Annotated in this window: 15 protein-coding genes; 4 read left to right on the top strand and 11 right to left on the bottom strand. The window is 62.2% G+C overall.

All coding sequences use genetic code 11. The features are described from left to right. Positions 1–22 precede the first annotated feature (22 nt). Both GR183_RS05350 and GR183_RS21920 read left to right on the top strand, forming a co-directional pair. The gene (locus tag GR183_RS05350) at positions 23–1126 is read left to right on the top strand and encodes an efflux RND transporter periplasmic adaptor subunit (RefSeq protein WP_160774555.1); all 1104 of its coding nucleotides are present in this window, start codon (positions 23–25) and stop codon (positions 1124–1126) included. Next, positions 1123–4683: an efflux RND transporter permease subunit gene (locus tag GR183_RS21920; RefSeq protein ID WP_160774554.1), complete on the top strand. Its 3561-nt coding sequence runs from the start codon at positions 1123–1125 to the stop codon at positions 4681–4683. The genes GR183_RS05350 and GR183_RS21920 overlap by 4 nt, the downstream gene beginning before the upstream one ends. Before the next feature lie 78 nt (positions 4684–4761). Here GR183_RS21920 and pssA read toward each other — a convergent pair whose 3' ends face one another. The 3 genes from pssA to GR183_RS05330 form a co-directional block, all read right to left on the bottom strand. Continuing rightward, entirely contained in the window at positions 4762–5658 is an 897-nt protein-coding gene (pssA, locus tag GR183_RS05340; protein ID WP_160774553.1) for a CDP-diacylglycerol--serine O-phosphatidyltransferase, read from the bottom strand. A 23-nt stretch (positions 5659–5681) separates the two neighbouring features. Continuing rightward, positions 5682–6383: a phosphatidylserine decarboxylase gene (locus GR183_RS05335; protein WP_160774552.1), complete on the bottom strand. Its 702-nt coding sequence runs from the start codon at positions 6381–6383 to the stop codon at positions 5682–5684. A 138-nt stretch (positions 6384–6521) separates the two neighbouring features. Then, positions 6522–7430, bottom strand: a complete 909-nt coding sequence (locus GR183_RS05330; protein WP_160774551.1) for a LysR family transcriptional regulator — start codon at positions 7428–7430, stop codon at positions 6522–6524. Positions 7431–7524: 94 nt separating this feature from the next. Between GR183_RS05330 and GR183_RS22150 the strand changes: the two genes are divergently transcribed. Next, a complete protein-coding gene (locus GR183_RS22150) occupies positions 7525–7653 on the top strand; it encodes an RSP_7527 family protein (RefSeq protein WP_260513416.1) in 129 nt (42 codons plus the stop codon). A 52-nt stretch (positions 7654–7705) separates the two neighbouring features. Here GR183_RS22150 and GR183_RS05325 read toward each other — a convergent pair whose 3' ends face one another. The 3 genes from GR183_RS05325 to GR183_RS05315 all read right to left on the bottom strand — a co-directional run bounded on the left by GR183_RS05325 (position 7706) and on the right by GR183_RS05315 (position 11638). Continuing rightward, positions 7706–9625, bottom strand: coding sequence for an ABCB family ABC transporter ATP-binding protein/permease (locus GR183_RS05325; RefSeq protein ID WP_160774550.1), 1920 nt, complete (start codon positions 9623–9625; stop codon positions 7706–7708). Beyond that, complete coding sequence (locus GR183_RS05320) at positions 9622–10053, bottom strand: ArsR/SmtB family transcription factor (protein ID WP_244313622.1); 432 nt, start codon at positions 10051–10053, stop codon at positions 9622–9624. Before GR183_RS05320 ends, GR183_RS05325 begins: the two co-directional genes overlap by 4 nt. A gap of 106 nt (positions 10054–10159) precedes the next feature. Continuing rightward, positions 10160–11638, bottom strand: coding sequence for an Ig-like domain-containing protein (locus tag GR183_RS05315; RefSeq protein ID WP_160774549.1), 1479 nt, complete (start codon positions 11636–11638; stop codon positions 10160–10162). Positions 11639–11895: 257 nt separating this feature from the next. Here GR183_RS05315 and GR183_RS05310 point away from each other — a divergent pair, with 257 nt between their 5' ends. After that, the gene (locus GR183_RS05310) at positions 11896–12507 is read left to right on the top strand and encodes an LOG family protein (RefSeq protein ID WP_160774548.1); all 612 of its coding nucleotides are present in this window, start codon (positions 11896–11898) and stop codon (positions 12505–12507) included. A 6-nt stretch (positions 12508–12513) separates the two neighbouring features. Here the strand turns inward: GR183_RS05310 and GR183_RS05305 are convergent, their stop codons facing one another. From GR183_RS05305 to cobN, 5 genes are all read right to left on the bottom strand, one after another. Further along, entirely contained in the window at positions 12514–12816 is a 303-nt protein-coding gene (locus GR183_RS05305; RefSeq protein ID WP_160774547.1) for a hypothetical protein, read from the bottom strand. Positions 12817–12900: 84 nt separating this feature from the next. Continuing rightward, positions 12901–14388: a cobyric acid synthase gene (locus GR183_RS05300; RefSeq protein ID WP_202395847.1), complete on the bottom strand. Its 1488-nt coding sequence runs from the start codon at positions 14386–14388 to the stop codon at positions 12901–12903. After that, positions 14385–14687 carry a YrhK family protein gene (locus GR183_RS05295; RefSeq protein WP_160774546.1) on the bottom strand — a complete coding sequence of 101 codons (303 nt, stop codon included), beginning with the start codon at positions 14685–14687 and terminating at the stop codon, positions 14385–14387. Before GR183_RS05295 ends, GR183_RS05300 begins: the two co-directional genes overlap by 4 nt. A 288-nt stretch (positions 14688–14975) precedes the next feature. Continuing rightward, positions 14976–15611 carry a cob(I)yrinic acid a,c-diamide adenosyltransferase gene (gene cobO / locus GR183_RS05290; protein WP_160774850.1) on the bottom strand — a complete coding sequence of 212 codons (636 nt, stop codon included), beginning with the start codon at positions 15609–15611 and terminating at the stop codon, positions 14976–14978. Next, positions 15605–19360 (bottom strand): cobaltochelatase subunit CobN, encoded by a 3756-nt coding sequence (gene cobN / locus GR183_RS05285; protein ID WP_160774545.1) that lies wholly within the window; start codon positions 19358–19360, stop codon positions 15605–15607. Before cobN ends, cobO begins: the two co-directional genes overlap by 7 nt. Positions 19361–19364: the final 4 nt, after the last annotated feature.

Genomic DNA, 19364 nt, shown 5'->3' with positions numbered 1-19364 from the left:
CGATTTTCGGAGAGCCCACCTTATGCGTATCAAGTTTTCCTATCTTCTCGCAGCCGGGCTGACGGCCGCCGTAGCAGGCTGGATGCTGACGGGTCAGACGATTGTCGCCGGCGCCGGCGACAACGAGAATTCCACGCCCCCTCCGGCCGAGCGCAAGGCGAAAAACGGCGATGCCCCCTTTGCCGTGCGTGTCAGGTCGATTGTCGCCGAGCCGCGCCATGCGGAGCTTGAAATCCGCGGCCGCACCGAGGCCGAGGCCCGCGTCATGGTACGCGCGGAAACCTCCGCTCGCGTCGTCGAGCGCCCGGCGACGGAAGGCGCAAATGTCGAGCCCGGCGAGACCCTGTGCATCCTTGACCGCGGCACACGCGAGGCGCGGGTGATGGAGGCCGAAGCAGCGCTCGCCCAGGCGGAGCTCGACTATAACGCGTCCTCCAGCCTGAGTTCCAAAGGCTTTACGGCACAAACCCGCGTTGCGGCGCTGAAGGCGGCGCGGGATGCTGCCGAAGCGCGCCTCAAGGAGGCAAAGCTCGAGCTTGAGCGCACGGTCATAAAGGCACCCGTCGCAGGAAGGCTTGAAAGCCCGATGGCGGAAGTCGGCACGACATTGGAGGTGGGTGACACCTGTGCTGCGATCGTCGACGCAGATCCCATGCTGGCGATCGGCCAGGTTTCGGAGCGCAATATCGGCGCGCTCAGGCTTGGCCAGGAAGCTGCCGTGGAGCTCGTCACCGGTCAGACCACCCAAGGCAAGGTGCGCTACATCGCGCCGTCAGCCGACCCCGATACGCGCACCTTTCGCATCGAGGTCGAGATACCAAATCCCGACGCCGCGATCCTCGACGGCGTTACCGTGCTCACGCGCCTGCCGCTCGAATCTGGCGAAGCCCACAGAATTTCGCCTTCGATCCTGACCTTGAACGATGAGGGCGTCGTTGGACTTCGCACCGTCAACGACGAAAACCACGTCGAATTCGTACCCGTTGAAATCCTCGGTGGGGACACGAAGGGCCTATGGGTGAGCGGACTGCCGAAGACGGCGCGCGTCATCACCGTCGGGCAGGACTACGTCATCGAGGGCCAGGCCGTTCAGCCGGTCGTCGAAACCGCCGAGGTGTCGCAATGATCGCCATGCTCGAAGGCATATTGAGGCGACCCAAGACGGTTTTCGTCCTCATGGTCGCGCTGGTCGCCGCAGGCGTCTTCACCTACATCTCGATTCCGAAGGAAGACAGCCCGGATATCGACGTCCCGGTTTTCTACGTCTCTATCGCCCAGCAGGGTATTTCGCCGGAGGATGCGGAACGGCTTCTCGTGAGGCCGATGGAGACGGAGCTTCGCGGCCTTGACGGGCTGAAGGAAATCACGGCGGTCGCTTCCGAGGGCCACGCCGGCATTATTCTGGAATTCGATGTCTCCTTCGACAAGGACGAGGCGCTTGCCGACGTTCGCGACAAGGTCGATCAGGCCAAGGCCGACCTTCCCGAAGAGGCGGAAGAGCCGACGATCCAGGAAACCAACTTCGCACTTTTGCCGACGATTACCGTGGCCCTTTCGGGCGACGTGCCCGAGCGCACGCTCTATCGGCACGCGCGCCGGCTGAAGGACGAAATCGAATCCATCGACACCGTCCGCTCCGCCGACCTTACAGGCCACCGGGAGGAGCTTCTGGAAGTCGTCATCGACACGCTGAAGCTTGAATCCTACGCCATCACCCAGCAGGAGCTTTTCGACGCGCTCGACCGCAACAACCGGCTCGTTCCCGCCGGTTTCATCGATGATGGCCAAGGCCGCTTCAACGTCAAGGTTCCGGGCCTCGTCGAGACGGCGGAGGATGTCTATTCCCTGCCGCTCAAACAGAGCGGCGAAGGCGTGGTCACACTTTCGGACGTTGCCGACATCCACCGCACGTTCAAGGATCCGAGCACCTTTACGCGCGTGAACGGCAAGCCCGCGATCGCGCTGCAGGTGACCAAGCGTATCGGCACCAACATCATCGAGAACAACGAGGCCGTGCGAAAAGTCGTCGACGAGGCGACGGCCGACTGGCCGGAGACGATCAAGGTCGATTACATGATCGACATGTCGAGCAACATCAACGAGACGCTCGGCTCGCTGCAATCGTCTATCATGACCGCGATCTTCCTCGTCATGATCCTGGTGATCGCTGCTCTCGGGCTCAAGTCCGCGCTGCTTGTGGGGCTTGCGATCCCGACGTCCTTCATGATCGGCTTCCTGATCCTCGGCGGCATGGGCATGACCGTAAACATCATGGTCATGTTCGGCCTCGTGCTCACCGTCGGCATGCTGGTCGACGGCGCGATCGTCGTCGTCGAATATGCCGACCGCAAGATCCACGAGGGCATGGAGCAGCGCGAAGCCTATATCCGCGCCGCCAAGCTCATGTTCTGGCCGATCGTGTCGTCCACGGCGACGACGCTCGCCGCCTTCCTGCCAATGCTGCTGTGGCCGGGCGTGGCGGGCGAATTCATGAGCTACCTGCCGATCATGGTCATCATCGTGCTGACGGCCTCCCTCGTCACGGCGATGGTGTTCCTGCCCGTGACCGGCGGCATCTTCGCCATGATATCGTCATGGACGGGCCGGCACGCCACGGGCCTGCTTGCTCTGGTACTTGCCGCGCTTGCCGCAAGTGCGGTGATGATGGCGCCTCCCGTTGCGGCGCAGGTCGCGGGCATGTTGCCCGCCGATAGCGTCGATGTTGCCCTTCAGGGCCTAGCCGCCTTGGCCTTCGTGGCAGTCGGCGTGCTGTCTTTCCTCATCCTGCGCCCGGTTGTCGCCGCCTCGCGCAAGCGTGCCGCAAAGCGCATCGCCGAAGAGCAGCGCCAGGCGCGCCTGCTTTCGGGTCATGAGGAATTCGACCCGAAGAAGATCAGGGGCGCCACGGGCATCTACGTTCGCACGCTGAGGATGTTTGCCGGCAATGTCGTCGGCAATATCGTCGTCATAGTCGGCGTTATCGCGCTTTGCGGCGTGATCCTGACGAGTTTCATCGCCAACAACGCGGGCGTCGAGTTCTTCGTCGACGAGGAGCCGGACCAGGCCGTCGTGCTGATTTCCGCGCGCGGCAACCTGTCTTCGCGCGAGGCGCGCGACCTCGTTGCCGATGTCGAGCATGAAGTGCTTTCCACACGCGGCGTGATGAATGCCGTGACCTCCGCCTTCGCGCCTGGCGGCGGCAGCGGGCCGCAGTTCATTGGCGGCGTTCAGGACAAGCCTGCCGATGTCATCGGCGAGATCCAGATGGAGCTCACCGACTATTGCTGCCGCAGGAAAGCTGTCGAGATCTTCAAGGAGATCCGCGAGCGCACCGCCGGTCTTGCCGGCATCAAGGTCGAGGTCCGCAAGATCGAGGGCGGCCCGCCGACGGGCAAGGACGTCCAGCTCGAGGTGAAGTCGACCGATTATGACACGCTGGTGAAGACGGTTGCGCAGATCCGCGGACATCTCGACCTGGACGACACGCTGATCGACGTGGAGGATGATCGTCCCCTGCCCGGCATCGAGTGGCAGCTTGCGATCGACCGCGAACAGGCGGGCCGTTATCAGGCCAGCATCGCCGCCGTCGGCTCCATGGTGCAGCTTGTGACGAACGGCGTTCTCATCGGCAAGTACCGCCCGACGGATTCCGACGATGAGGTCGATATCCGCGTTCGCCTGCCGGAGAATGAGCGCACGCTCGACCGTTTCGACTCCCTTCGCCTGCAGACCCCGCTCGGTCTCGTCCCGATCGCCAATTTCGTGGATCGTTCGCCGCAGCAGAAGGTTTCGTCGATCACTCGTCGCGACGGCCTCTATTCCATGATGTTGAAGGCCAACATGGCGCCCTCCTCCGGCGTTCTTCCCGATGCCAAGGTCGGCGAGATCGACGAATGGCTGAAGGGCGAGACCTGGCCGCACAACATCTTCTTCAAGTTCCGCGGCGCCGATGAGGACCAGAAGGAGTCTGGCGAGTTCCTCATGAAGGCGATGGTGGCATCACTCTTCCTGATGTTCATCATCCTGCTGACGCAGTTCAACTCCTTCTACCAGACGGCGTTGACGCTCTCGACGGTCGTGATGTCGGCGATGGGCGTGCTTCTCGGCATGCTGGCGACGGGCCAGAAGTTCTCCATCATCATGACGGGAACGGGCATCGTGGCGCTTGCCGGCATCGTGGTGAACAACTCCATCGTCCTGATGGACACCTACAACCGCTTCCGCGAGGACGGCATCGATCCTCTTGATGCGGCGCTCAAGGCATCGGCCCAGCGTATCCGCCCGATCATGCTGACGACGATCACCACCATCGCCGGCCTGATCCCCATGGCGACACAGGTGAATTTCGACTTCTTCAACCAGGTCGTCTCGGTCGGCTCGATCACGGCGATCTGGTGGATCCAGCTTTCCACGGCTGTGATCTTCGGGCTTGCCTTCTCGACGATCCTGACACTCATCGTCATCCCGACGATGCTGGCGCTTCCCACAACATGGGCGCGCGCCGGCACCAGCATCGGCGCATGGGCCGTGGGCCTGGTTTCCCGTCGCGAGAAACAACCGAAGGCGGCCGAACCGGATACGCCAGCCGAAGACGACAGCCGCAAGGTCGCCGCCCTCGTTCCTTTCGAAAAGAAGCGAGAGGACAAGGAACCACCGGTTTCGCTACCCGCCGCGGCGGAATAGCGCGTCACCAGCAAAAACAATAACGCCGCCGGAACTTCCGGCGGCGTTTTGATTCAACCTGAGAAGAGAACGTACGCTTCAGCGCGTATCGCCCTTGTCCTTGTCGGACAGCTCATCGAGCGAGCCTTCAACCTCGTGTTCGTTCTCCTCGTCGGCCACCTCCGGGCTTGCCTCGTCGCGCGCCTTGAAACGCTTGTAGCTGCGCCAGGCGAAGGGGATGGAGGCAAGATAGGCAATCCCGCCGGCGGCCAGAACTTCGAACGGGTAGCTCGCCAGAAGCGCAACGAAAAGAACGGCGACGACGAAGAGCGGCAACACAAGGTCGCGGCGGATGCGGGAACCGAATTTCTTGCCGGAATAGGTAGGCAGCAGGCTCACCATCAGCAACCCGATACCGACGACATAGACGGCGATAACCGGGGCAAGTTCCTCCAGGTGCGGGACGATTCCGACAAATTCGAGGTAGAGCGGCAGAAGCACTGTCAGCGCACCTGCCGGTGCCGGAACGCCGGTAAAGAAGTTGACGGCCCATGCAGGCTTGTCCGGGTCGTCGATGGATACGTTGAACCGCGCGAGACGAAGAGCTGCGGAAATCGCATAGACAAGGGCCGCGATCCAGCCGAGCGATTTCACCTCGCTCAAGAGCCATGAATAGAGGATCAGCGCGGGCGCGACGCCGAAATTCACGAAATCGGCCAATGAGTCGAGCTCCGCGCCGAATTTCGACGTGCCGCGGATCAGCCGTGCCAGGCGTCCGTCGAGCGCATCGAGGAAGGCCGCCAGCACGATCGCCCCGATCGCATATTCCCAGCGCGCCTCGAGCGCCATGCGCATGGCCGTCAAGCCGCAGCAAAGCGCAAGCAGGGTGACGAGGTTCGGCAGCACCATGCGCAGCGGCACCCGCCTGAAGCGCGGCGCGCGGCCGCGCCTTCGTTTCGTTGGCCCAGGGTCGTATGGCGCAAAGGGTGCGGACACGGGGGCTTAGCCTTCTGTCGTGGTCAGTTCACGCGGGTCACGGGTGCTGCGATTTGTTCGCCGCGCAGGTCGGCTATCACGGATTCGCCTGCGATCATCGTCTGGCCGATGGCAACTTTCGGCACCGTGCCCACAGGCAGATAGACATCAAGACGAGAGCCGAAGCGGATCAGGCCGAAGCGCTCGCCCATTCCGACGTTTTCTCCCTCGCGCACGAAGCATACGATCCGCCGCGCGACAAGGCCCGCGATCTGCACGACGCCGATGCGCGTGTCGCCCGTCTCGATAATGAGGCCGTTGCGCTCGTTGTCCTCGCTCGCCTTGTCGAGTTCGGCGTTCAGGAACTTGCCGGCCTTATACGCAACGCGCGCGACCCTGCCGCCGATGGGCGCCCGGTTCACGTGGCAATTGAAGACATTCATGAAAACGGAAACGCGCATCAGCGGATCGTCTCCGAAGTCCAGTTCCTTCGGCGGGACTGCCATGCCGACATGCGAAACCGTGCCGTCGGCGGGCGAGACGACGATCCCCTCGATCATCGGGGTTACGCGTGGCGGGTCGCGAAAGAAATAGCAGGTCCAGCCCGTTACGATCAATCCAATCCAGAACAGCGGATCCCAGAACCAGCCGAGGATGATCGCCGCGACACCGGCAATTGCAATGAACGGCCACCCTTCCCGATGGATCGGCACGAAGGTCTTTGAAATCGTATCGGCAAGGGACATACAGGCATTCCGGTTCCGTTAAGCAAGGTTACGCCGGCTCCCGAGACGGAAACCGGCACGCCCATTTGCACCATAGCGCGGGTGGAAATCAATGCATCGCTGTCCGGTTAATAGACGAGACCTGACCGGGAACGCGCCTCAAGCCAACCGAAACTCCGTTTCCCAATAGGCAGGGCGGCCGAATTTCTTCTGAAGAAAGTCGATGAAGGCGATGACCTTTGGCGGCGTCTGCTTGCCGGGCGGATAGACCGCCCAGACAGCGCCCGCCCTCGTCACTGGATAGTCCTGCATGACCACGACCAAGCGCCCGTCGCGCAGGTCTTCCCAGATGTGTGCGATGGATTTCACCGTCAGTCCAAGCCCGTGGATTGCAGCTTCATGGGTAAAATCGCCGTTATCGCTCGAAATTGCGGAGTGAACGTGATGGGCGATTTCACCATTTGGTCCGGCGAAGTACCAGGTCGGCATCGGCTCGAAACCGAGACACTCGTGATTGGCGAGATCGGCCGGGGAAGTCGGTTCTCCCCGCCTGGCGATATACTCGGGAGAGGCGCAAAGGTATCTCGGATTCGCTGCCAGTTTCCGCGCCTTTAGGGCCGAATCCGGCAATTCGGCCACCCTTATTGCCAGATCATATCCTTCCTCAACGATATCGACGATCCGATCCGTGATGTTCATCTCGATGCGCACATCGGGATATTCGTTCTTGAATTCGTTCAGGTATGGCAGCACGTGTTTGCGTACGAACGAGACATTGCTCGTGATCCGCAGCGTCCCGCGCGGCGCTTCGGTGGAGGCCTCAAGCGCATGCATGGCGGCATCCATTTCCGATAGTGCCCTGTTGGCGTGCTCGATGAAGACCTGCCCCGCTTCCGTCAGCGAGACCTTGCGCGTTGTGCGGGCCAGAAGCTGGGAGCCGGCCCCCGCTTCAAGCGCTGAAAGCCGCGCACTTGCCGCCGATGGCGACAATCCGAACTCCCTGCCGGCGGCGGAAAGATTACCCAATGCCACCACGCGCGTGAAAAACCGGAGGTCTTCAAGCTTCATTATGCGAAATCCATGAAAGATCCTATCAAGACAAGCCCGATTATACAAAATATCAGGATGTGAGACAGTCCCTGCAGCTCAAAGGAGACTGTCCATGAAGACCGAACACTTTTCATACGAGTTCTATGCGCAGGCGGAACGCCGCGCGCATCGGCTGAGGTCCGAAGCCATAACCAGCTTCTTGTCGACAATCGTTCGCGCCGTTTCCCGGCGAAAGGCGTAAGGAAAGCGCAAGTTTACCGCAGCGCGCCATTTCGTGGCGCGGGGGCCCGTTGCTACTGCGCGGGCTCCACTTCCTCCGCCCGCTGGCCGCGCAGTACATAGCCCTCTTCGTCGGCGGTTGCCGCGCGCAGGCGCTCTTCCGCCTCGCTCGCTTCCTGCTGGCGCGCCCACATGGAGGCGTAAAGCCCGCCGAGCGAGAGCAGTTCCTGATGCGTGCCGCGTTCTACGACACGCCCTTTTTCCAACACGAGGATCATCTTGGAGTTCACCACCGTCGAAAGGCGGTGGGCGATCACCAGCGTCGTGCGATTTCTCGAAACCTGGTCGAGAGCAGACTGGATTTCGCGCTCCGTATGCGTATCGAGAGCCGATGTCGCCTCGTCGAGGATCAGGATCGGGGGGGCCTTCAGGATCGTACGGGCGATTGCCACGCGCTGCTTTTCGCCACCCGAAAGCTTCAGGCCGCGCTCGCCGACTTCCGTATCGAAGCCCTTGGGCAGCGTGTCGATGAAATCGGAGATCTGCGCCAAACGCGCTGCCTCGCGCACCTCTTCGTCGCTCGCTCCGGGTCGCCCGTAGCGGATGTTGTAGGCAATCGTTTCGTTGAAAAGCACGGTATCTTGCGGAACGATGCCGATCTCTGCACGCACGCTTTCCTGCGTGACATCGCGCACGTCCTGCCCGTCGATGGTGATGCGCCCGCCGGTAACATCGTAAAAGCGGAACAGAAGCCTCGAGATCGTGGATTTGCCGGCGCCTGACGGGCCGACGATCGCGACCGTTTCGCCCGCCGGCACCTCGAAGTCGATGCCATGCAGGATCGCGCGATCCGCATCATAGTGAAAGCTTACGTTCTCGAAGCGGATATTCCCCTCGCCAATTGCAAGATCGGCCGCAGCCGGCTTGTTGCTTATTTCAGTGGGCACTTGCAGCAGGTTGAACATCGCCTCGATATCGGCAAGGCCTTGCCGGATCTCGCGGTAAAGAAAACCGATGAAGTTGAGCGGGATCGAAAGCTGCAGGAGCAGGGCGTTGATCATGACGAAATCGCCGATCGTCTGCGTGCCCGCCATCACCGCGCGTGCGGAGAAGACCATGCAGATTGCCATCCCGATGCCAAGAATCACCGCCTGTCCGAAGTTCAGCCAGGCAAGGGAGGTCCACGTTTTCGTCGCTGCGCGCTCGTAGCCTGCCATCGACTGGTCGAAGCGCCCGACCTCCATTTTCTCGTTACCGAAATATTTGACGGTCTCGAAATTCAACAGGCTGTCGATCGCCTTGGAATTGGCTTCCGTATCGTTCTCGTTCATCTCGCGGCGGATGGAGATGCGCCAATTCGAGGTTTTGACGGTGAACCAGACATAGGCGACGATCATGACCGCCACGACGATGACGTAGGAAAAGCCGAACTGATACCAGATCACCACCGCCATGATGGCGAATTCAAGGATCGTCGGAATTCCGTTCAGGATGGTGAAGCGGACGATGTTCTCGATGCCCTTCACGCCGCGCTCGATCACGCGTGAAAGTCCGCCCGTTCGCCGGGCCAGATGGAAACGAAGCGAGAGCGCGTGCAGGTGGCGGAAGGTGACAAGTGCGAGCTGGCGCACCGCGTGTTGGCCGACACGCGCGAACAGCGCATCGCGAAGCTGATTGAAGCCGACGAAACCGACACGCGCCACGTTATAGGCGATCACCAGCATCACGGGCGCCGCGATAAGTGCCGGCACTCCACTGTCGCCCTCGCCCGTCAGCGCATCGGTCGCGAACTTGAAGAAATAGGGGGAAAGCACGGTGACGAATTTTGCAACCACGAGGGCTGCGATCGCCAGCATGACGCGCTTTTTAAGGTCGGGACGCTCCAGCGGCCAGATGTAAGGCCAAAGGTTTTGCAGGGTCTTGAGCGTCGAGCCTTCATCTGCGGAGACGAACGGCTCCTGAGCCGCCTGGATCCCGGAACGGCGGCTGGTCATGGCGTTTCCTTTCGCGAGATTTCTGCCTCACGGTCGTCATCCGGCACAGCCGGACGGTCGACTGAGAGGTTGCTCTCGTTGGAGCCCGGGGTTTGGAGCATCTCCACCAGCGAACGCGACAGCGAGGCAAAGTCTCGCACCGCATCACGCCTGATGAAATAGCGGCAGCAGCGCCCCTTTGCCTCACAGCCGATCAGCCCCGCACACTTCAGCACGTTCAGGTGCTGCGAAACGGTCGATTGGGCCAGCGACAGCCTGGATACGATCTCGCCGCAGCAGGCATGATCGCAATCCGCAAGCACGTGAAGGATATCGATGCGCGCGGGGTGGCCGAGTGCCTTGTAAAGCAAGGCGAGATCGCTATCGCCACAGCAAGGCTTCGCATCGGCCTGCCTGGAGGTCATGCATGTGGAAGGGATGTCGGACATTCATCGTAATTTAGCGATGAATCGTGCCTCTACAAGGGTCCACCGCCAAATTTTCGCAAGGTTCTTTCCGATTGGCAGCGCCGGGCCGCAGGCGGCCCGGCATCGTTCAGTTCGCGGATTGGTCTTTCCACGCCTTGTCACGCACCGGCAGAACGAACACCTGTCCGGGGTAGATCAGGTCGGGATTGCGTATCTGCTGCTGGTTCGCCTGATAGATCGTGGTGTAGCGCAAACCTTCGCCGTACAGCCTGCGCGAGATCGTCCAAAGGTTGTCGCCTCGGCGGATGATCACGCTGGGGATCGGGCCGGATGAGCCCTGGGCCGCACCGCCCGCACTGCCGGACCCTTGCGCGGATACGGAGATCGGCCGCAACACGAACTGATCGGGCGTCCGCTCGAAGGTCACTTCGGCGCGCGCCGTCACCTCACCCTCGCTGCTTTCCACCTTGTCGGCGCGCACGTCGACCTTGCCCGGCTCGATCTTCTTGCTGCCTTCCAGCAGCCAGCGGCCGGTCTTGTCCGCCTTCGCCTCGCCGACGAGTTCGTTGTCCACATAAACGCGCACGTCGCTGCCGGGCTCGCTCTGGCCCGCGACAAAGACCTTGTCCTTCTCGGTCTCGACCGCCTCGACGGTAACCGTGCTGCCGGGCTCCGAGGTTTCTTCCTGTGCTCCGCTCGCTTCCGCGGAAGCCTGCACGCCGATGCTTGCAACTGCGGTCTCGCCCTGCTCCTCGGAAGAACTCGCCTCGCCACCTTTCGAGGTTGTCGGCGGCACTTCCGCACCTTCCTCGCTTTGTGTCGTCGCCAGAGCGACCTGCTCGTCTTCGGCCTCCTTGCCGGCGGCATCCGCTTCGCCGCCCTGTACGGTGTCCGGTGAAGATGCGGCGACCTGCTCGCCCGTGGCATCCGGAGCCGTATCTTCCGGCTTCTGCAGGATTTCGGTCGCCTCGCCGGGCTTGTTCAGCACGACAAGCACTTCGCCTTTCCCCTTGGCCGGGTCGGGAATGGAAACGGCGATGCTTTCCTCGGAGACGACGGGTTCGGCCTTCTCGTCCTTCTTCGATTCGATTTTCACGTCGTGCGTGCCGGGCTTGAGCGGCTTGTCGAGCACGATCGCGAATTCGCCCGAATCATTGGCGATTCCCTTGCCGACGACCTCACCGTTGGAAAGCAGCGCGATAATCGCGCCCGCTTCGGAACGCCCCGCGACCACGGCATCGCCCGATGGTTCGACCCGGAAAACGTCGAACGTGGGGCCGAGGCGCCTTTCGCCCTCGTCCTCTTCGGGTTGCACGGCCGCTTCGGCAACCTTGTCGCCGGAACCGGCGGAATCCGGCACGGCCTCGCTCTGGGCGCCTGCGGTGTCCTCTCCGGAAGTCGCCGGCTTTTCAGCGGTTTGCGCGGTATCGCCGTCGGTCTTGGAAGATGTCGCCGGCTTTCCGCCGGCGGAAGTCTCGGCAACCTTCGGCGCGCCGGCACCCGGCAGGCCCAACTCGGCACCATGCTCGTACCAGAGGTACCCCAGAGCCGCTATGCCCGCGATCGCGGCGCCTCCCAGGAGCTGCTGGATCCTCTTCTTCGTCATATCGAAACCAACTCCTTCGCCCGGCGAATTTTCTACGCGGTTTCCCGCGCTATTTTAGTACCGGACCGCCCGCCTGTAACCTGAGGGACCGTGCCCTCGGCCGTATTCTTTGTTTTCTTGTGCACTATCAAGCCATCCAATGGCTTCTCGCGCGCATGGTTATACCGGATTGCCGCCACCGGCAAGCGAGGGCTTGACGAATGGTCAACAGCGTCTGCGCTTGACCGGCCCATCGCTCGGATGCCAAATCTTCCCCTATGACAGATCTTACGAGTGTTTGCGTTTATTGCGGTTCGGGCAGCGGCGTCGATCCTGCCTATGAGGCCGCGGCCATCGAGCTTGGCCGGCAGATCGCCGGAGCCGGGCTGAAGCTCATTTACGGCGGCGGCTCCGTCGGGCTGATGGGGGCGGTGGCCCGGTCCACTTTGGAAAACGGCGGCAGTGTTACCGGCGTTATCCCGCGTTTTCTCAAACAGCGCGAAGTGATGATGGAGAACGTGTCGGAGCTTATCGTCACCGACGACATGCATCAGCGCAAACGCACCATGTTCGAGCGTGCGGATGCCTTCGTCGCCCTTCCCGGCGGCATCGGCACGCTGGAGGAAGTCGTCGAGATGATGACATGGGGACAGCTTGGCCGTCACCGGCGCCCTGTCCTTCTCGCCAATATCAACGGGTTCTGGGATCCGCTGGAACGTCTCTTGAAGCACATGGAGCAGGAAGCCTTCATTCGTGCCGGTTTTGAGGTCGACTACCACATGTGCGACGACGTCGGGCGGATCATCCCGACCCTGCAGCACGCCTGCAGCGAGGCTGTCTTGACGGGCCGCGACAAGGGAGCGGATGTCGCGCCCGTCGACAATCTGTAATCGGCCTCAGCCGTCGTTCGACGAATTGAGGTTTTCGGGCCTGATCCCCAGATCGCCGGGCGCATCCATCTCGCGCGCCATCGTTTCCGCGCGCGAGCGCGCGGCAAGCAGCGCCATCGGCCGGTCGGCGACGGACCAGCCGTCGCGCGGGCCGATAGCCCACGGTTGCCAATAGGGGCCGTCTGCCGGCCCGATGGCCTTAACGATCATGGTGATGCGGCCGAGCGTCGCCATCTGGGCGTTGCCGCCCGGCAATTCGCTCCATCGAACGTGCTCTAGAGTGGCCGCAGCGGTACGCAACTTACTCATCCACCTTACTCCGGGACGGAATGCCGCTTCTCCGACAGGATGGAATCATAGTCGAATAATTGAATTAAATCGACAGCCTGCTGTCTAAGCCTTTCGTACCCCGCCGCGAGCCAGACAGAGCAGAGCATCCACATCGAAACTGGCTTCCAGATGCGCGGCCAGATCGTCGAGCGTTCGGTCGATCACGCTGTCATATGCAAGCGAAGATCCGGCACCGAGTTCACCCAGGAACGCCTTTCGGAAACCGTCCGCCCCGAAGAGCCCATGGACATAGGTTCCCGCGATCCTGCCGTCGGCGGAAACCGCGCCGTCGGCGTGTTCGCGTGTCGCTTCGCCTGAGATCGTTGCGAAGGGCCGCGCCCGGTCGCCACCTTCCGTCCGGCCGATATGGATTTCATAACCCGATATCGCCTCGCCGCTAACGCGATGCCTGCCATGCGTAGAGACGAGCCGCTTTTCGGGCGTAAGCTCGGTCTCAACGTCCAGAAGCCCGAGGCCCTCGACGGATCCCGCCTCGCCCTCGATGCCATGGGGGTCGGAGATCGTCCTGCCCAGCATCTGGTATCCGCCGCAGATGCCAAGGACGCGCCCGCCGCGCCTTACATGAGCGGCCAGATCGACGTCCCAGCCCTGCCTGCGAAAATAGGCGAGATCGCCAACGGTCGACTTGGAGCCCGGAAGAAGCACAAGATCGGCATCTCCCGGCAGCGCCTCACCGCCACGCACAAGCTGCAGAGTCACATCCTCCTCCATGCGCAGCGGATCGAGATCGTCGAAATTGGCGATCCGCGAGGTCACCGGCACCACAATCTTCACGCGGCCTTTGCCCTGCCCGCCCTCAAGGCCGAGCGCGTCTTCGGCCGGCAGTTTTCCTGCCGCGTCAAACCACGGCACAACGCCGAGCGATGCCCAGCCGGTGCGCGCCGCAATCTCCCTCACGCCATCGTCGAACAACGAAGGGTCGCCGCGAAACCGGTTGATGAAAAACGCCTTGATGCGCCCGCGTTCCGCCTCGTTCAGCACCGCATGAGTGCCGACAAGGCTGGCGATAACCCCGCCCCGGTCGATATCGCCGCAGATGGCGACCGGCAGGTCGGCAGCTTCGGCAAACCCCATATTGGCGATGTCGCCTGCGCGCAGGTTGATCTCGGCGGGGCTTCCCGCGCCCTCCACCAGCACAAGGTCGGCGCCCTCGCTTGTAATCGCGAAACTCTCCAGAACCTTCGGCACGAATTCGGCTTTGCGGCTTCCGTATTCGCGCGCCTTCATGGTGCCGGCGCGCATTCCCTGCACGATCACCTGCGCGCCCGTATCCGTCTCGGGCTTCAGCAGAACCGGGTTCATGTGAACGCTCGTCGCAACACGCGCGGCCAGCGCCTGCAGCGCCTGTGCCCGTCCGATCTCGCCGTCGTCGGCTGTCACCGCCGCGTTGTTCGACATGTTCTGCGGCTTGAAAGGACGCACGATTAGCCCGCGGTTGGCAAACAGCCGGCAAAGCCCCGCCACGATCAGGCTCTTGCCGACGTTCGAGCCGGTTCCCTGGATCATGATCGCGGGCGTACGGGATCTCATTTCTTCGCGGATGCCTCGGGCAGGGAGCCATAGGGCCGGAACTCGTCCGGCACAGGCAGTTGCGTCAGCCGCAGCTCAAGCGCGAGGCGCACCGTCGGACGAACGGCGAAAAGGATCGAGCCGATCAGAAAGAGCCATGTGCCTGCGAACAGCAGGCTCTGGTAGAAGAAGAATATGCTGCCGACGATGAAAAAGAGAGCGGCGAAAAACTCCACCAGCGTGCGATAAAGCTCATATCTTCGCACCAGTTCGGCATGATCCGGCGATGCGCTGCGCAATGTCTGGTCGAAGAGTTTCATGGCTGTCTCCAGGGATTTCCTCATCCAAACAGCAGCATAAACACTACGAATTTCCCTGATAGCCTAATCGCGCCACCATCCCATCCGTGTTGTCCGCGCCTGAACCGGGTACGAATAAAGCTCTGTTCGACTTAGCCGCATTAGTTGTCATTCCCGCGAAGGCGGGAATCTCGCAACAGATAGAGAAAGATACCCGCCTGCGCGGGTATGACAGGGAGAAAGTCGACCGTCAGATCAATCCCGGCAACCGCGAGAGCCTTGGCAAAGTCGGATCGGCATACTCCCCCTTCAAAACTCGATACCCTCCTGCGGCTTCACGCCGGAGCGGAAGGGGTGCTTTATCTGCGTCATGTCGGTCGCGAGATCGGCAATTTCCAGAAGCTCGTCCTTGGCGTTGCGGCCCGTGATGATGACATGCACGTCCTCCGGCTTTTCGGTCTTCATGAACTCCACGACCTCTTCGATCGGCAGATAGTCGTAGCGCAGCACGATGTTGAGCTCGTCGAGCAGCACGAGGCGATAGTCGCCGGAAGTGATCATCTCCTTTGCCGCTTCCCAGGCCTGACGGGCGGCGGCGATGTCGCGCTGGCGGTCCTGCGTTTCCCAGGTGAAGCCCTCGCCCATGCGCTTGATCGTGACGAGATCGGAAAAGCGCTCCAGCGCCTTGCGCTCGCCCGTTTCGATGCGGCCTTTCACGAACTGGACGACACCGACCTTGTGACCGTGGCCGAGCGAGCGGAACACCATGCCGAAGCCTGCCGTCGACTTGCCCTTGCCCTTGCCGGTGTGGACGATCAAAAGCCCCTTTTCGATCGTCTTGGTGGCCATGATCTTGTCGCGTGCGGCCTTCTTCTTGCGCATCTTATCGGCGTGACGGGCGTCGAGCTCTTCTTCCGTAAGTTCTTTTTTCTTGTCGCTCACGATGCTTTCTCCCTGTCGGAGCGTTTGAACCGCTCCAGATTTTCATGCGTACTGTTGCGCCTTGGCGTCCAAAGCCCCCGGTCGACCGCCTCCTGGAAGCGGTCGAGGATTTCCTTTAGCGCTGCCGGATTGGCGTCCTCGATGAAGCCGCGCACCTCGCCATCCTCGATATAGGCGGCGAAGAGCTGGTCGAAATGGTGGTCCTTCACCGCCCGCGTCGTGGCGGCGAAGGCGAAAAGATAGTCGACGGTCGCCGCGATCTCGAAGGCACCCTTGTAACCGTGGCGCATGATGCCGGCGATCCACTTGGGGTTCGCCGCCCGTCCGCGCACCACCCGGCCGATCTCCTCGTCGAGCGTGCGGATCACCGGGCGTTCGGGCCGCGAGTGGTCGTTGTGGTAGACGCGAGGCGCCTCCCCCTTCAGCGTCTCGACCGTTGCCGCCAGCCCGCCCTCGAATTGGTAATAGTCATCGGAATCGAGCAGATCGTGTTCCCGGTTGTCCTGATTGTGGAGAACGGCATCGACCTTCGAAAGCCGGGTTTCAAGGCTCATCCGCGCAGCCTCGCCCGTCGCCCCGCCGCCATAGGCATAACCGCCCCAGGTAAGGAAGGCATCGGCGAAATCGGAGCGCTCGTCCCAGATCTTTTCGTCGATCAGCGCCTGCAGCCCGGCACCATATGCGCCGGGCTTGGACCCGAAGACGCGGTATTTCGCCCGTGTCCGCGCCTCTTCCTCCGACAATCCATTTTCCGCGACAAGTCGCCTCGCCTCCTCCGCGACACGCGCGGAAATCGGGTTCGCATCTTTCGGTTCTTCCAGATCGGCGATTGCCGATGCCGCAGACTGGAAAAGGTCCATCTGATGGGGAAAGGCATCGCGGAAGAAACCCGAAACCCTGAGCGTCACGTCGATGCGCGGGCGCTGAAGGTCGGAGAGCGAAATGACCTCGAAACCCGTCACCCTGCCCGAGCCTGCCTCCCAGACGGGCTTTGCCCCGATCAGCGCAAGCGCCTGGGAAATGTCGTCACCGCCCGTGCGCATGTTCGCCGTGCCCCAGCATGTCAGCACGACGGCCTTCGGGAATTCGCCCTCGTCCTGAAAGTGCCGCTCGACCAGCCGTTCCGCACTTGCCGCACCAATGCCCCATGCGGTTTCCGTCGGCACGGAGCGCACGTCGACGGAATAGAAGTTTCGTCCCGTCGGCAGCACGTCAGGCCGCCCGCGCGTCGGCGCGCCGGAAGGGCCTGGCGGCACGAAACGGCCGGAAAGGGCATTCAGAACCGCTTCCGTCTCCGCGGGCCCGGAATTTTCTATCGATGGTTCGAACCGCTGGTAGATTTCGCAGAGCACCGCCTTCGTTGCCGGCAGATCGTCCCGCAGTTCACGGTCCCGGACTAACGTTTGCGCGTAAAGCTCCAGCCGCTCAACCGTGTCGCCGTTGCTGCGCCACGGCGCGTCCGTCACCGAAGTCAGCGCCTCCGTCCTCGCCCCTTCCCACGGGTCGGAGAATTCGCAGTCGAGCGGATCGAAGTCGCCAAGCCCGAAGTCTTGGGCCAACGCGCGGATCAGGCTTGCATTGTGCTCCCCCTCGCCGCGCGGCACGCGGGCAAGCGCCACCAAAAGGTCGGTCAACTGGTCGCCCACGGGTGCCTCGCCCAGGATGTGCAGCCCATCGCGGATCTGAAGTTCCTTGAGGTCGCAAAGATGCGCGTCGAGTCTTGCAAGACGCGTCATCTCATCCATGTCGGGCGTAATGCCGATGTCGAGGTCGAGCCCATGACGCGCCGCCGTATCCATTATCTCGCGCGAAAGTACCTTCAGCCTGCGCGGGTCGACGCCTTGCGCAACATAAAACTCGTCGAGCAGCGTCTCAAGCTCGCCCGCCACGCCGTGGCTCTCGGCCCGTGTCAAAGGCGGCGTCAGATGGTCGACGATGACGGCGGCGTTGCGCCGCTTCGCCTGCGCACCCTCGCCCGGATCGTTGACGATGAAGGGATAGACGTTCGGCAGCGGGCCAAGCACCGCTTCCGGATAGCAGCTCTCGGAAAGCGCAAGCGCCTTGCCGGGCAGCCATTCCAGGTTGCCGTGCTTGCCGAGATGCACGACCGCATGAACGCCGAATGTTTCGCGAAGCCAGATATAAAACGCGAAATAATGATGCGGCGGAACGAGATCCGGGTCGTGATAGGTTTCCTTCGGATCGATATTGTATCCGCGCGCAGGCTGGATGCCGACGACGGCATTGCCGAAGCGATGCAGCGCAAGGCGGAATGCCCCATCCGCCACATGCGGATCGTCCTTCGCCTCGCCCCAACGAGATTCAACCTCTGAGCGAATTTTCTCAGGCAGCGCGTTGAAATGATTCAGATAGTCTTCAACACTTAAAGTTTCATATGAAGCGCGATTCAACCGCCCTCCAAGTGCATTCGTAACGCCCTCGTTCAGGCGCTGCATGAGCCCCGCCGGATCTGACGCTGCGTTTTCTAGTTCGTATCCAGCAGCGTTCAGGCTCCGCAAAAGCCTGAAGCAGGAGGCTGGCGTGTCTAGGCCAACGCCATTGGCAAGCCGCCCGTCCTTGTTCGGATAGTTCGCGAGGATCAGCGCCACCTTGCGGCCCGATTCCGGCGTCCTGCCGAGCCGGGCGATGTTGCGCGCAAGGTCCGCGACGAACTCGACACGGTCCTTTTTCGCGACGAAACGCATCGGGGTCGATTGCGTCGCCTCGTCGCGCGCGCCCTCCTCCTTGAAGGAGACGGCACGGGTCGTCAGCCGCCCGTCGAGTTCGGGCAGCACCACATGCATTGCGAGATCGCGGATCGAAAGCCCCTGGTCGCTGCCGCCCCAGCCTTCCTCGGATGATGAGGAGAACACCACCTGCAAAACGGGCGCGCCCGTCCTGTCGAGCGGCGTCGGGCTGTAGTCCTCGCCGGCTTTCGAGACGGCAAAGGCCGTCGCGTTCAGCACCACCGCCGGCTTCGTCTCTTCGAAAAGCGCATCGATGACGGCGGCACTTTCCGCCTCCTTCAACGACGAAACGAATATCGGGAGCGCGTTCACGCCACGCTCTTTCAGCGCATCGGTCAACGCATCGACGGGAGCTGTTGCCGCCGATTGCACCAGCGCGCGATAGAAGGTGATCGCGGCGACGGGCGCATTCTCGTTCGCCCATTCGCGTTTCAACTCGTCGAGCCCGGCGCCTGAAAGCCCCGGATAGTAAATTCCGGCACGCGGGATCGGCTTCGGCGGCAGCGGCTCATCCGCTTCCCCCAGAATATGAGAGGCGTAGCGCAGTGCGTTCTTCAGGTTCTCGACACCGCCTTCCACGCAGTAGCGCCACAGCGCCTTCGCCTGCGCAACCGATACTGTCGAGCGGCTGGCGAGGTCCTCGTCCCAGCGGTCGTCGCCGGGCACCACGGCAAGCTTCACACCGTAGCCGCGCGCCGTCTCCGTCAGTCGATCGAGACCATAGGGCCAGTATTCCGCACCGCCCAGCAGACGGATCAGCACCAACCTCGAGCCCTGCGCCGTCTGCTCGGCGTAAAGGTCGACCGAATAGGGGTGCGAAAGCGCAAGCAGGCTCGCAAGTCGCACATCCGGAGCTTCCTGCCCGAGCGATGCGACGGCCGCTGAAAAACCTGCGATTTCCGTATCCGCTGCCGTCAGGACGACGATATCCGCCGGCGACTGACCGAGGTTGACGGCCTCATCGCCCTGATCGATCCGTCCCGACCGGCTGGCAAGTATATGCATGGTT

Source organism: Stappia sediminis, from assembly GCF_009826895.1.
In the GTDB taxonomy this organism is placed as follows: Bacteria; Pseudomonadota; Alphaproteobacteria; order Rhizobiales; family Stappiaceae; genus Hongsoonwoonella; species Hongsoonwoonella sediminis.
The sequence above is the reverse complement of the archived record's forward strand: the minus strand, read 5'-3'. Positions and strand labels throughout refer to the sequence as shown.